Source organism: Paraburkholderia sp. 2C, from assembly GCF_054589215.1.
In genome coordinates, this window is sequence record NZ_BAAILL010000049.1 from 353,825 (window position 1) to 366,935 (window position 13,111).

The following is a 13,111-nucleotide window of genomic DNA, read 5'->3' on the forward strand; positions in this document are numbered from 1 at the left end:
GTCGTTAATCCGACTTAGCCTGACCAGCCGGGCTCACTTCATCCGAGCCGACGATTCGCGCCGGCAATGCGCCGCGCAGTGCGTTGCAGATCAGAAGCGCGTCGGCCTTGATCACATCGTCGCGCGTCAGCACGCGCTCGGCCGCTGCCATGTTCAGGTCATCGAGCAGCACCGCGCGCATCACGCCCGGCAGCACGCCGCACGCTAACGGCGGTGTCCACCACTTCCCTTCGAGCTTCACGAATACGTTCGACCGGCCGCCCTCGGTCAGTTCGCCGCGTTCGTTGAAGAACAGCGTATCGAACGCATCCATCGCTTCGGCCTCGCGCCAGCCGCGATCGTATTCGGCGCGTCGCGTGGTCTTGTGATGCAGCAGCGGATCGTCTGACTGGACATTCGCGAACCCATGTGCGGGACCGAGCAGCACACCGACGCTTTGGTCGGCGAGCGGCATCAGCGGCGCCACTGTCAGCTCGACCGTGCCGCCCTTGTCGAGCACGAGCCGCATCCGGTGCGGCTGGCCGGCCTGCAGCGCGTCACAGTGCGTGGCAAGTCGCGCGCGAACGGCGGTTTCGTCGAACCGGAAGCCGAGCCACGCGGCGCTTGCGCCGATGCGCGCGAGATGGCGGTCGAGATGGCGCACGCCCGTCTCGCGGGTCGCGTACATCGTTTCGAACAGCTGGAAGCCCGGATCGGCTTCGGTCAGGAAACGCGCTTTCAATTGACACTCCGCGTATTCGTCGTCCGCAACGCTGTCGAGCACGATGCCCGCGCCGATGCCTAGCGTGCCGTGGTAGATGCTGACACGCCCGGGCGCCGGGTCGAGCGTCAGCGTGCGGATCGCGACCGACAGGCAAAAATCGCCGCAGCGCTGCGTGGCCGGCGCCATCGGCTGGGCCGGCGCATCGAGCCAGCCGATCGCGCCCGTGTACAGGCCGCGCGGCGTGCTTTCGAGCACGTCGATCAGCTGCATCGTCTGGTGCTTCGGCGCGCCGGTGATCGATCCGCAGGGAAAGAGCGCGCGCAGGATATCGGCAAACGAGGTGCGAGGCCGCAGCAGCGCGGTGACCGTCGAGGTCATCTGCAGGACCGATTCGTAGGGCTCGACCGAGAACAGCGCCGGCACCTTGACCGAGCCGGTCTCCGCGACGCGCGACAGATCGTTGCGCAGCAGGTCGACGATCATCACGTTCTCGGCGCGGTTCTTCGGATCGTGAGCGAGAAAGTCGGCGGCCGCGCGGTCCGCCTCGGGGTCGCGCGAGCGCGGCGCGGTGCCCTTCATCGGGCGGGCGCGCAGCGCGCCGCTCTTCTTTTCGATAAAGAGCTCCGGCGAACACGACACTACCCAGCGGCCGTCCGGCAAGGCGACGAGCGCGCCGTACTGCACGGTCTGCCGCGCGCGCAGCCGCCGGAACAGCGCGGCGGGCGGGCCGAAGACGTCGAACGCGAGCCGGTACGTGTAGTTGACCTGGTAGGAATCGCCGGCGCGCAGCGCGTCGTGAATCGCGCCGATCGCGCGCTCGAACTCGGGATAGTCGACGCTCGCGCGCACGCCGCCCGTGCCCGCGACCGACGGCTCGACCGCGCCGCTGTCGCGCTGCACGAGCCATGTATCGACTTCGTCGCGCGAGAGCTTCGCGCACTGATCGAACAACAAAAAACGCAACGCGCCAGGTGTCTCTGAATCGACCCTGGCGCGCTGCGTCGGTTTGGTGAGGACGAGGTTGCGGCCGAATTCGTAGTCCGCGATCACGATCGCATGGAGGCCGCGGCGGGCATCGTCGGCGGCCGCCTCGCAGACGGCATCGAGCTGTGCGCGGTCGGTACAGACGCGCTCATGGCGAAAGCCCGTGTACAGGCGACTCGATCGGCGCACCGCAGTCGAGTTGCAATCGTCTAGAAGCGCGAATACGGCGTGCGGGTCATCAACCGCCATGGGTACCGCCGGCATCAAGTTGCACTAATTCGAAATTTAGTCGAAAAAGCTCTTGACCCGATCAAACCAGCTCTTGCTTTGCGGACTATGTCGCGCACCGCCTTCGACGAGCGACTTCTCGAATTGCTGCAGCAAATCGCGCTGCGTGTCGGTAAGCTTGACCGGCGTCTCGACCTGTACGTGCACGTACAGGTCGCCCGCGATGCTCGAACGCAAGCCCTTGATACCCTTGCCGCGCAGGCGGAACGTTTTACCCGACTGCGTGCCTTCCGGCACCGTGAAGCTCGCGCGGCCGGCGAGCGTCGGCACTTCGATCTCGCCGCCCAATGCCGCCGTCGTGAACGGGATCGGCATCTGGCAATGCAGGTCGTCGCCGTCGCGCTCGAAGACCGAATGCGGCTTGATGTGGATCTCGACGTACAGATCGCCCGACGGACCGCCGTTGATACCTGGCTCGCCGTTGCCGGCCGAGCGGATGCGCATGCCGTCGTCGATGCCGGCCGGAATCTTCACTTCGAGCGTTTTGGTTTCCTTCGTCTTGCCTGCGCCGTGACAGTGCGTGCAAGGCTCGGGAATATACGTGCCGGTGCCGTGGCACTTCGGGCACGTCTGCTGGATGCTGAAGAAGCCTTGCGACATGCGCACGGTGCCCGTGCCGCTACAGGTCGGGCAGGTTTCCGGCTTGGTACCGGGCTTCGCGCCCGAGCCGTGGCAGACCTCGCACGACACCCAGCTCGGCACGCGGATTTGCGTGTCGTAGCCGTGCGCCGCCTGCTCGAGCGTGATTTCCATGCTGTAGCGCAGGTCCGCGCCGCGGTACACCTGCGGACCGGCACGTCCGCTGCGCCCGCCGCCGGCCGCCTGGCCGAAGATGTCGCCGAAGATATCGCCGAACGCGTCGGCGAAACCGCCGAAGCCCTGCGCGCCCGCCGCCCCCATGTTCGGATCGACGCCCGCGTGGCCGTACTGGTCGTACGCGGCGCGCTTCTGCGAATCCGACAGCATTTCATAGGCCTCTTTGGCTTCCTTGAAATGCTCTTCCGCGTCCTTGTTGCCCGGATTGCGGTCAGGGTGATACTTCATCGCGAGCTTGCGATAAGACTTCTTGATCTCGTCGTCGCTCGCGTTCTTCGCGACGCCCAGAACCTCGTAGTAATCCCGTTTCGCCATATCGGTTCAACGCCCTCCGCGCACTGCAACGCGGCGGCTCCTCATGAATGCTGGAGTCTAGCGACTCGTCCGGCGCTGGCTTCGCGGCTGTCTACCGGTGCGAAGCCATGCCCGCCATAAAACAAATGTGCCCGGAGAGCCGTAAAGGCTCGCCAGGCGCGTTTTCCGTGCGGCTTCCGATCGGGGTTTAACCCATAGGGTTTTAACCCGGAGGGCTTCAACCCAGCTTTTAGCCTGGGATTAAACCAAACAAAGGATCTGGCCCGAAGGTTTCGATCCAAGGGTTTCGATCCAGGGGTGACCGCAGGTCTTCCAGCCGGGCCGCGCATGGTCGAGTCATGCGCGGCCTGGGTCGGACAGCACCCCCGGCTTAGTCCTTCTTCACTTCCTTGAAGTCCGCATCGACGACGTCGTCGGCCTTCTCGGCACCCGACGCAGCGTCGGCAGCCGCGGCACCCGCCGCCGCGCCGGCCGCGCCCTGCGCCGCCTGCATATCGGCGTACATCTTCTCGCCGAGCTTCTGCGATGCGGTCGCGACAGTCTCGATCTTCGCGTCGATCTCCGCCTTGTCGGCCGAGCCGCTCTTCAGCGTGTCCTCGAGGTCCTTCAACGCCGCTTCGATCTTTTCCTTCTCACCGGCGTCGAGCTTGTCGCCGTACTCGGTGAGCGCCTTCTTCGTGCTGTGGACCAGCGCGTCGCCCTGGTTGCGGGCATCGGCCAGTTCACGCAGCTTGTGATCTTCCTCGGCGTTCGCTTCCGCGTCCTTCACCATCTTCTCGATCTCGGCCTCGGACAGACCCGAGTTCGCCTTGATCGTGATGCGGTTTTCCTTGCCGGTCGCCTTGTCCTTCGCGCCGACGTGCAGGATGCCGTTCGCGTCGATGTCGAAGCTCACCTCGATCTGCGGCACGCCGCGCGGTGCCGGCGGAATGCCTTCCAGGTTGAACTCGCCAAGCAGCTTGTTGCCCGCCGCCATTTCGCGCTCGCCCTGGAACACCTTGATCGTCACCGCCGACTGGTTGTCGTCGGCCGTCGAATACACTTGCGCGTGCTTCGTCGGGATCGTGGTGTTCTTGTTGATCATCTTCGTCATCACGCCACCGAGCGTCTCGATACCGAGCGACAGTGGCGTCACGTCGAGCAGCAGCACGTCCTTGCGGTCGCCCGAGAGCACCTGGCCCTGGATCGCGGCGCCGACTGCCACCGCTTCGTCCGGGTTCACGTCACGGCGCGGGTCCTTGCCGAAGAACTCCTTCACCTTTTCCTGCACCTTCGGCATACGCGTCATACCGCCGACGAGAATCACGTCGTCGATTTCGCCGACCTTCACGCCTGCATCCTTGATCGCGGTGCGGCACGGTTCGATCGTGCGTTCGATCAGTTCTTCGACGAGCGCTTCGAGCTTCGCACGGGTGAACTTGAGATTCAGGTGCTTTGGACCCGACGCGTCCGCCGTGATGTACGGCAGGTTGATGTCGGTCTGCTGCGTCGACGACAGTTCGATCTTCGCCTTTTCGGCCGCTTCCTTCAGGCGCTGCAGCGCGAGCACGTCCTTCGACAGGTCGACGCCTTGCTCTTTCTTGAACTCGCCGATGATGTAATCGATGATGCGCTGGTCGAAGTCTTCGCCGCCGAGGAACGTATCGCCGTTCGTCGACAGCACTTCGAACTGCATCTCGCCGTCCACATCCGCAATTTCGATGATCGAAATATCGAATGTACCGCCGCCCAGGTCGAACACCGCGATCTTGCGGTCGCCCTTTTCGGCCTTGTCGAGACCGAACGCGAGCGCGGCAGCGGTCGGCTCGTTGATGATCCGCTTCACCTCGAGGCCGGCGATGCGGCCTGCGTCCTTGGTGGCCTGGCGCTGGCTGTCGTTGAAGTACGCCGGAACGGTAATCACCGCTTCCGTAACCGGCTCGCCGAGGTAGTCTTCGGCGGTCTTTTTCATCTTGCGCAGCACTTCCGCCGAAATTTGCGGCGGCGCGAGCTTCTGGCCGTGCGCTTCGACCCACGCATCGCCGTTTTCAGCCTTGACGATCTTGTACGGCATCAGGCCGATGTCCTTCTGGACTTCCTTCTCTTCGAAGCGGCGACCGATCAGGCGCTTGACCGCGAACAGCGTGTTCTTCGGGTTGGTAACCGACTGGCGTTTCGCAGGCGCGCCGACGAGCACTTCGTTGTCGTCCATGTACGCGATGATCGACGGCGTCGTGCGAGCGCCTTCCGAGTTCTCGATCACCTTGACCTGATTGCCTTCCATCAGCGCCACGCACGAGTTCGTGGTGCCGAGGTCGATACCGATAATCTTGCCCATTTTTACTAATCTCCTGACTTTGATCGCTGCGGAAACGCCGTTGTCTGCCGGTCGCCCCGCCCCTCAATTCATACCTGCACTCAACATAAGTGCGTTGGCAGCGTTTTCAAGACCTTGAATACGATGCGGTCTTTAATTTTTTTCAATCGCCGGCGCGCTCGCCGGTGACCGCACTATTGCTCCGTCCGGCGGCGTGAATTTTCTCGCGGGCCGCCGCCACAGCGGCTTCGAACTGAGCGATGCCGTGCCAGCCGGTCGCGCGGCCAAGCCGCTTGCCCCGGTGGAAGAAGAACCACGTGGGCACCCCATGCAACAGGAAGCGGCGGCCCAGTTCACGATGCTCGTACACGTTGCTGTGAAACCAGCGCAGACCGAGCGCGCGGATCTCGTCGGGCTTCGCGAGCATCGCTTTCTTCGCGATCTCGCAGTTGAAGCAGTCAAAGCCCCAGAAAAACACCACCGCCAGTTCGTCGCCGGCCGACTGGAGACCGTCGTCGAACGTATCGGCGCTCAGTTCCTGCATATCGAAAGCGGCAAAGGCGGATGGGTCTACAGGGATGCTGGCCATAAAGCAAGAATGCGAAAAATCTGGAGTGCGTTAAGCGCGCAACGTCGCATCGGACGTCGCGTTGCATGCGGGACGGATGCGTCCCGCTTACTTCGGCGCCGCCACCGTGACCAGCGCCGGGCGCAGCACCCGGTCGCTGATGACATAGCCCTTCTGCAGCACAGCGACGACCGTGTTCGCCTCCTGCTCGGCCGGCACCATCGAAATGGCCTGATGGCGGTGCGGGTCGAACTTCTCGCCGACCGGATTGATTGCAACGACGCGCCCTTTTTCCAGCGCACCGGTCAGTTGGCGCAACGTCAGTTCGACGCCTTCGCGCACCTTCGCGAGGTCGTCCGACGAGTGCGCGACGGCCGCTTCGAGACTATCGATAACCGGCAGCAGGTGCTCGGCGAAATTCTCGATCGCGAATTTGTGCGCCTTCGAGATGTCCTCTTGCGCGCGGCGCCGCACGTTTTCGGTTTCGGCCTTCGCGCGCAGGAAGCTCTCCTGCAACTCGGTGATCTTGGCCTGCGCGTCAGCGAGTGCGGCTTCCGCGCTTGACGCCTGCGGGTCTGCGGCGTTGGCTGCGCCCGCGGGCTGTTGCGCCGCGGCATCGGCGGCCTGGCGCGCGGCATCGTCGGCGGGCGTGGGATTCTGGCTCGTCGGTTTCTCTTGCGTGTTTTCCATGTCGCTGAAAGTCGATAAAGAATTAAAACTATCAAAGCGGCCCGCATGTCGCCCGGCGCTTCGCATGAACCGGCCGTTTTAACCGGCCAGCGCATGGGCGCGCAATGGCGTTGCAAATTCACAACACCATTGGCCGCTCAACAGCAGTGCAGATGAGGTTGCGCGCAACCGGTTTCAAGCGGCTCGCCAGCCCTTTTTGCACCGCAACGGGGCAAAAAATGATGGGAGAAATTCGCCGTTACATCCATGACTCGCCCGTCATCATATTGAGATTGAGCGCGGTCCGCGAGTGGCCTAAACTCATTGAGAACGTCGGAAAAGGCATGTTTACCCTAATCTGACGTGTCGCTTACCACCGTGAACCGCCCGTTTCCCGTTTTGCATCTCCAAGGGGAGTACCGTGAAACTGACCTTCGCAATATCGGTGGTCGCCTTGGTGCTCATCGCGGGAACCACGACCATCTGCATGTCCGGCGCCGTCAACGACCACACCACCGAATATGGCGGTGTGCACGCGACGATGGAGTCGCTGTTCAATCCCCACCTGAAAGTTTGTCGATAATGCGCCGGTCGCGTTTCGTCGGCCGGCCGTGCAGCGTGGCTGTCGGCTCCCGGAAGTGCTTGCGCCGCTCGAGTTCCGCCAGCCGCTTCGTCCGGCCTTCGTCCGTTTCGGCATAAAGCGTCTGCGCGACCGAGGCGGGCCCTCGCACATCGCACACGCCCAGCACCTGCACCTGCCAGACAATCCGCTCGATTTCGATTGCGACGAGGTCGCCCACCCGCACGTCCTTCGCGGGTTTGACGCTCGCACCGCCAATGCGCACCCGCCCCTTCTCGACCGCATCTGCCGCAAGCGACCGCGTCTTGAAGAAACGCGCCGCCCACAACCATTTATCGATGCGCAACCGGGCGTCGGGTTCAGTCGAAATCTTGTAGTTCATCTATCTGTCATTCAAACGCCTCGCGCGCCATGGCCTTCCGCGGCACACGAACCGGGTTACCGGATAACCGACGCAGGTGGCATGCCCGCACACTTCGCTTACGACGCCACCGCTGCCTGCCGCGCACTCTCCTGCACCGGCCACCCTTGCAGATGCTGCGCGACGATTTCGCCAAGCGCGGCAATCCAGACCGGCGACGCATTCAGGCAGGCGATACGGTGAAACTCCTTGCCGCCCGCGTGCACGAACTCATCGCGCACTTCCATGCCGATTTCCTCGATCGTCTCGAGACAGTCGGCGGTAAAGCCGGGGCAAAACACATCGATACGACGCACACCGGCCGCACCGAGTTCTTTGGCCGTCGGCGCGGTATAGGGCTGCAGCCATTCCGCCTTGCCGAAGCGGGACTGAAACGTGACACGGCACTCGACCGGCGTCAGTTCCAGCGCATGCATAAGCAGTGACGCCGTTTGCTGACACTGCTCGTGATAGGGGTCGCCGAGATCGAGCGTACGTTTGGGCACGCCATGAAAACTCAATACCAGCTTGTCCCCGGCTGCAAAATCCGGGCGGCCGTGCACATGCCAGTAGTGATTCACCTGCGCGGCGAGCGCAGCGATATAAGCGGGATGATCCGCATAGTGACGCACGGTGCGGATCTCGAGCTGATTGCGCATCCGCTTGAGCGCGCCGAACGCCGCATCGAACGCAGTGGCGGTGGTGGACGACGAGTACTGCGGGTACATGGGCATCAGCAGCACGCGCTCGGCGCCCGCCAGCTTCAGCTGGTTCAGCATTGCCGGGATGTCGGGCGTGCCGTAGCGCATCGCGTAGTCGACGATCACTGCGTAGTCGTTCGCGTGCAGCAACTGGCGCAGGCCTTCCACCTGCTTTTCGGTGTAGACCCTGAGCGGCGACCCTTCGGGCATCCACACCGCCGCGTACTTTTTCGCCGACGCCGGGCTGCGAAACGGCAGAATGGCCGTGCGCAGAATGACTTGCCACAGCACCGCGGGAATTTCGACGACGCGCGGATCCGACAGAAATTGCGCGAGATAGCGCCGCACAGCGCCCGTCGTCGGTGCATCGGGCGTACCGAGATTGATCAGCAGGACCGCGACGCGGTGTGCGACAGCGGACTGCAGAGGCCGCTCGAGATCAAAGCGCATAGATTACGGGCAAAAGGCAAAGGGCTATGAGGCAAAGGAAGCGCGCCGTGTACGGCCGCTCGAGACCACCGCAAGTCGCTCCATGCGACCGAAGGCAGCAACGTATCAGGTGAAGGCCATTATAGCGGCGCGGTTCGCGGCCGAAACCTGGCCATTCGGCAGATTGGCAAACACCGCACAACGCAGCATCATGAAGGCAGGTACATGCATGAAAACGTGCGGCACGCCGCACAGGGAGGCATCTACTGCTGGCTTAGCGTCAACGAAAGCAGGCGCGCCGTGATATCGACAATCGGAATCACGCGGTTATAAGCCATGCGTGTCGGGCCGATTACGCCGAGCGTACCGACAATCGTGCCGTTCACTTCGTACGGCGCGGTCACGACGCTCATTTCCTCGATCGGCACGAGATTCGATTCGCCGCCGATGAAAATCTGCACGCCTTGCGCGTGGCTCGATACGTCGAGCAATTGAAGGAGGCTCGTCTTTTGGTCGAACACATCGAACAGCTTGCGCAGCCGCGCCATGTCCGACGAAAGATCGGCCACTTCGAGCAGTTTGCGTTCGCCCGAAATCAATACGGTTTCGCCCGTATCGGTTTCGTCGGTGCTCGCGGTAACGGCGGCATGCATCAGCGTCGTCATGTCGCCGCGCAGCTGGTCGATCTCTTCGCGCAGCCGGCGGCGCACTTCGTCGAACGACAGGCCGGCGAAATGCGCGTTGATGTAGTTCGACGCTTCGATGAGTTCGGCCGGCGAATAGTCGCGCTGCGTCGCCATCATCCGGTTCTGCACATCGCCTTCGGGCGTCACGATGATGAGCAGAATACGCTTGTCGGACAAGCGCATGAATTCGATCTGCTTGAATACATGGCTGCGCCGCGGCGTCAGCACGACGCCGGCGAACTGGGACAGATTGGACAGCACGCTCGCCGCGGCCGCGACGATTTTTTGCGGCTCGCCCGTCTGCAGCACGTCGGGCTGCAGCGTTTTCTTGACAGCCCGTGTGACAGCCTCTTCGTCGGCGACCGATTCGACGGTCAGCATCGTGTCGACGAAAAGCCGGTAACCGCGCGGCGTCGGAATGCGCCCAGCCGACGTGTGCGGGCTGATCACGAGACCGAGCTCCTCGAGGTCGGACATCACGTTGCGGATGGTGGCCGGGCTCAGCTCGAGCCCGGAAAACCGCGACAACGTGCGCGAGCCGACCGGCTGACCTTCGGCGATATACCGCTCGATCAGCGTTTTGAGGAGGGTTTGTGCGCGAGGATCTAACATGGCGAAAAATTTTAGCTCAATGACGACGCCGCCGCGAGCGTTAAGCGTACCTGCGGCACGCACCCCGCAAGACATTGCGGCGCCGCGCCATGCGAAGCGCACCGCGAAGGCCCTCGCTCGCGCGCTGACGAGGGCAAGCGCCGGCCGTTGTCATCAGCGCTTCACCATTCTAACGATAATCGGCTATACGCAAGAGAGCGGCGCTTACCCGCGCCGGCGCCAGCATCGACGGCTCCTTCGGCCCGCTACGACGGTTCTTCCGACGCGGGGCGACGGTTCTTTTCGGCCCGCAGCTATGGTGTAATGCCGGCATGCAAGTTACCAGCCAGTTCAAGACCGTTGCGCTCGTCGGGCGCCCCCAGACGCCCGGCATCGGCGAGCCGCTGATGCAACTCGCGTCCTGCATCGCCAGGCGCGGGTTCGATATCGTATTCGAGGCGCAGATCGCACAGGAGATCGGCGTCACTGGCTATCCGGCGCTGCGGCCCGCGGAGATCGGCGCGCGCGCCGATGTCGCGGTCGTGCTAGGGGGCGATGGCACGATGCTCGGCATCGGCCGCCAGCTCGCGCCCTACAAGACACCGCTGATCGGCATCAACCACGGGCGCCTCGGCTTCATCACCGACATCCCGATCTCGGATATGCAGACGATCGTCGTGCAGATGCTCGGCGGCAGCTTCGAGCGCGAGGAGCGCACGCTGCTCGAGGCGCGCATCATGCGCGCCGGCGAACCGCTCTACCACGCGCTCGCGTTCAACGACGTGGTCGTGAACCGCAGCGGCGTGTCCGGCATGGTGGAATTGCGCGTGTCGGTGGACGGCCGCTTCATGTACAACCAGCGCTCGGACGGACTGATCGTCGCCACGCCGACCGGCTCGACCGCCTATGCGCTTTCGACGAACGGGCCGATCCTCCATCCGCAACTCGATGGCATCGTGCTCGTGCCGATCGCGCCGCATGCGCTGTCGAACCGGCCGATCGTGCTGCCGGACCATTCGAATGTGAGCATCCAGATCATCTCGGGCCGCGACGTCAATGTGAATTTCGACATGCAGTCGTTCACGTCGCTCGAACTGAACGATACGATCGAGGTGCGCCGCTCGCGCCATACGGTGCCGTTCCTGCATCCGGTCGGCTACAGCTACTACGCCACACTGCGCAAGAAGCTGCACTGGAACGAATACCCGTCGCACGAAAGCGATGAAGAAGACGACAACTGATCCGGCAAGCATCGAGGACAACCGCGAACAATCCGGACATGGCAGACCCGCCGGACCGCACGAACCGGACCCACCCGCCGCATCATCCCCCTATCCAACCCGCACGCTGCCGGACACACGAACCAGCCGACTCCATGCTTCGCCACCTCTCGATTCGCGATTTCGTCATCGTCGCCGCGCTCGACCTCGAATTCGACAGCGGCTTTACGGTCTTCTCCGGTGAAACCGGCGCCGGCAAGTCGATTCTGATCGACGCGCTTGCACTGGCGCTCGGCGCGCGCGGCGACGCGAGCGTCGTGCGCGCCGGCGAAACACGCGCAGACATCACCGCGGAATTCGACACGCACACGCTCGTCGACCAGTGGCTCGACGACCAGGCGCTCGCCGCGCAACCCGAAGACGGCGAAGCGCAGGACGGCACCGTCCTGCTGCGCCGCGTGATCGATGCAAACGGCCGCTCGCGGGCGTTCATCAACGGCACGGTCGCGACGCTCGCGCAGTTGCGCGAGCTCGGCGAAATGCTCGTCGACATCCACGGCCAGCATGCGCATCAATTGCTGATGCGCCCCGACGCGCAGCGCGAGCTGTTCGATACGCATGCGGGGCTCGCCGATGTGGCCGCCGCGGTATCGCGCGCGTGGCGCGGCTGGCGCGACGCGGCGCAGGCGGTCGAGCACGCGCAGTCGCGCGACCGCGAACTGCAGCTCGAACGCGAACGGCTCGCCTGGCAGCTCGCCGAACTCGACAAGCTCGCGCCGCAGCCCGGCGAATGGGAAGAGGTGAATAGCGAACACCGGCGTCTGTCGCATTCCGCGAACCTGATCGACGGCGTGCAGGGCGCGCTGGGCGCACTGTCCGAATCGGACGACGCGATGATCACGCAGCTCGGCGCGATCATCTCGAAGCTGCGCGATCTCGCGGAAATCGACCCTGCGCTCAACGACGCGCTCGCGGCGCTCGAACCGGCCGAGATCCAGTTGCAGGAAGCGTCGTACTCGCTATCGCACTATGCGCAGCGGCTCGAACTCGATCCCGACCGGCTCGCGGAAGTCGAAAAACGCCTCGACGCATTGCATTCGGCGGCGCGCAAATTCCGGCTGCAGCCCGAATCGTTGCCCGAAGAACATCAGGCGCGCCGCGCGCAGCTCGACGCGCTCGATGCCGCGGCCGACCTCGACAGCCTGCGCGCCGCCGAGAGCAAGGCGAGAGACGCCTACCTCGCCGAAGCGAAACAGCTGTCGAAGGCGCGCGGAAAAGCGGCGAAGGCACTCGGCTCGGCGGTGACCACCGGCATGCAGGAACTGTCGATGGCGGGCGGCAGCTTCGAAGTGGCGCTTGTCGCGTTGCCGGAAGGCGGCGCGCATGGGCTCGAGCAGATCGAGTTCCGCGTGGCCGGCCATGCGGGCGTGCCGCTGCGGCCGCTCGCCAAAGTCGCATCGGGCGGCGAGCTCGCGCGTATCAGTCTCGCGCTCGCGGTAATCGCGAGCACGGCGAGCCCGACCCCGACGCTGATCTTCGACGAAGTCGACACCGGCATCGGCGGTGGCGTCGCGGAAGTGGTCGGGCGGCTGCTGCATCAGTTGGGCCGCGACCGTCAGGTATTGTGCGTGACGCACTTGCCGCAAGTCGCCGCGCGCGGCGACCATCATTTCCAGGTCGCGAAGAGCACGAACGGCAAAAACGGCAAGGGTAGCAAGGGCGCAACGCTCAGCACCGTCACGCCGCTCGACAAGGCGAGCCGGATCGAAGAGGTCGCGCGGATGCTCGGCGGCCTCGAAATCACCGCGACAACCCGCAAGCACGCGAAGGAAATGCTGACGGCATGACCTTCACCCGCTAACGAA

Annotated in this window: 12 protein-coding genes; 4 read left to right on the plus strand and 8 right to left on the minus strand. The window is 64.0% G+C overall.

Features of this window, described 5'->3' with window-relative positions:
* Nucleotides 1-4: 4 nt before the first annotated feature.
* The 5 genes from ACYPXD_RS25880 to grpE all read right to left on the minus strand — a co-directional run bounded on the left by ACYPXD_RS25880 (nucleotide 5) and on the right by grpE (nucleotide 6,660).
* Nucleotides 5-1,936 (minus strand): chorismate-binding protein, encoded by a 1,932-nt coding sequence (locus tag ACYPXD_RS25880; protein ID WP_459717854.1) that lies wholly within the window; start codon nucleotides 1,934-1,936, stop codon nucleotides 5-7.
* 36 nt (nucleotides 1,937-1,972) lie between these two features.
* On the minus strand, nucleotides 1,973-3,106 hold the full coding sequence (dnaJ, locus tag ACYPXD_RS25885) for a molecular chaperone DnaJ (RefSeq protein ID WP_459717857.1): 1,134 nt from the start codon (nucleotides 3,104-3,106) through the stop codon (nucleotides 1,973-1,975).
* Nucleotides 3,107-3,476: 370 nt separating this feature from the next.
* On the minus strand, nucleotides 3,477-5,423 hold the full coding sequence (gene dnaK / locus ACYPXD_RS25890; RefSeq protein WP_459717861.1) for a molecular chaperone DnaK: 1,947 nt from the start codon (nucleotides 5,421-5,423) through the stop codon (nucleotides 3,477-3,479).
* A 142-nt stretch (nucleotides 5,424-5,565) separates the two neighbouring features.
* Entirely contained in the window at nucleotides 5,566-5,991 is a 426-nt protein-coding gene (locus ACYPXD_RS25895; protein ID WP_459717864.1) for a thioredoxin family protein, read from the minus strand.
* A gap of 87 nt (nucleotides 5,992-6,078) precedes the next feature.
* Nucleotides 6,079-6,660, minus strand: a complete 582-nt coding sequence (grpE, locus tag ACYPXD_RS25900; protein ID WP_459717867.1) for a nucleotide exchange factor GrpE — start codon at nucleotides 6,658-6,660, stop codon at nucleotides 6,079-6,081.
* Between the two features lie 104 nt (nucleotides 6,661-6,764).
* Here grpE and ACYPXD_RS25905 point away from each other — a divergent pair, with 104 nt between their 5' ends.
* Complete coding sequence (locus tag ACYPXD_RS25905; RefSeq protein WP_459717871.1) at nucleotides 6,765-7,001, plus strand: hypothetical protein; 237 nt, start codon at nucleotides 6,765-6,767, stop codon at nucleotides 6,999-7,001.
* Between the two features lie 59 nt (nucleotides 7,002-7,060).
* The gene (locus ACYPXD_RS25910) at nucleotides 7,061-7,222 is read left to right on the plus strand and encodes a hypothetical protein (protein WP_459717875.1); all 162 of its coding nucleotides are present in this window, start codon (nucleotides 7,061-7,063) and stop codon (nucleotides 7,220-7,222) included.
* Here ACYPXD_RS25910 and ACYPXD_RS25915 read toward each other — a convergent pair.
* The 3 genes from ACYPXD_RS25915 to hrcA form a co-directional block, all read right to left on the minus strand.
* Nucleotides 7,194-7,601: an RNA-binding S4 domain-containing protein gene (locus tag ACYPXD_RS25915; protein ID WP_459717878.1), complete on the minus strand. Its 408-nt coding sequence runs from the start codon at nucleotides 7,599-7,601 to the stop codon at nucleotides 7,194-7,196. The genes ACYPXD_RS25910 and ACYPXD_RS25915 overlap by 29 nt on opposite strands.
* A 98-nt stretch (nucleotides 7,602-7,699) precedes the next feature.
* Nucleotides 7,700-8,770: a ferrochelatase gene (hemH, locus tag ACYPXD_RS25920; RefSeq protein WP_459717881.1), complete on the minus strand. Its 1,071-nt coding sequence runs from the start codon at nucleotides 8,768-8,770 to the stop codon at nucleotides 7,700-7,702.
* 242 nt (nucleotides 8,771-9,012) lie between these two features.
* A complete protein-coding gene (hrcA, locus tag ACYPXD_RS25925) occupies nucleotides 9,013-10,047 on the minus strand; it encodes a heat-inducible transcriptional repressor HrcA (RefSeq protein WP_459717884.1) in 1,035 nt (344 codons plus the stop codon).
* Nucleotides 10,048-10,358: 311 nt separating this feature from the next.
* Here hrcA and ACYPXD_RS25930 point away from each other — a divergent pair, with 311 nt between their 5' ends.
* Nucleotides 10,359-11,267, plus strand: coding sequence for an NAD kinase (locus tag ACYPXD_RS25930; protein WP_459717887.1), 909 nt, complete (start codon nucleotides 10,359-10,361; stop codon nucleotides 11,265-11,267).
* Nucleotides 11,268-11,401: 134 nt separating this feature from the next.
* Nucleotides 11,402-13,093 carry a DNA repair protein RecN gene (gene recN / locus ACYPXD_RS25935; RefSeq protein ID WP_459717890.1) on the plus strand — a complete coding sequence of 564 codons (1,692 nt, stop codon included), beginning with the start codon at nucleotides 11,402-11,404 and terminating at the stop codon, nucleotides 13,091-13,093.
* Nucleotides 13,094-13,111: the final 18 nt, after the last annotated feature.

Bases quoted from the DNA above. Each gene is read 5' to 3' on its own strand.
- ACYPXD_RS25880 (WP_459717854.1), bottom strand. From the start codon at position 1,936: ATGGCGGTTGATGACCCGCACGCCGTATTCGCGCTTCTAGACGATTGC.
- dnaJ (WP_459717857.1), bottom strand. From the start codon at position 3,106: ATGGCGAAACGGGATTACTACGAGGTTCTGGGCGTCGCGAAGAACGCG.
- dnaK (WP_459717861.1), bottom strand. From the start codon at position 5,423: ATGGGCAAGATTATCGGTATCGACCTCGGCACCACGAACTCGTGCGTG.
- ACYPXD_RS25895 (WP_459717864.1), bottom strand. From the start codon at position 5,991: ATGGCCAGCATCCCTGTAGACCCATCCGCCTTTGCCGCTTTCGATATG.
- grpE (WP_459717867.1), bottom strand. From the start codon at position 6,660: ATGGAAAACACGCAAGAGAAACCGACGAGCCAGAATCCCACGCCCGCC.
- ACYPXD_RS25905 (WP_459717871.1), top strand. From the start codon at position 6,765: ATGGCGTTGCAAATTCACAACACCATTGGCCGCTCAACAGCAGTGCAG.
- ACYPXD_RS25915 (WP_459717878.1), bottom strand. From the start codon at position 7,601: ATGAACTACAAGATTTCGACTGAACCCGACGCCCGGTTGCGCATCGAT.
- hemH (WP_459717881.1), bottom strand. From the start codon at position 8,770: ATGCGCTTTGATCTCGAGCGGCCTCTGCAGTCCGCTGTCGCACACCGC.
- hrcA (WP_459717884.1), bottom strand. From the start codon at position 10,047: ATGTTAGATCCTCGCGCACAAACCCTCCTCAAAACGCTGATCGAGCGG.
- ACYPXD_RS25930 (WP_459717887.1), top strand. From the start codon at position 10,359: ATGCAAGTTACCAGCCAGTTCAAGACCGTTGCGCTCGTCGGGCGCCCC.
- recN (WP_459717890.1), top strand. From the start codon at position 11,402: ATGCTTCGCCACCTCTCGATTCGCGATTTCGTCATCGTCGCCGCGCTC.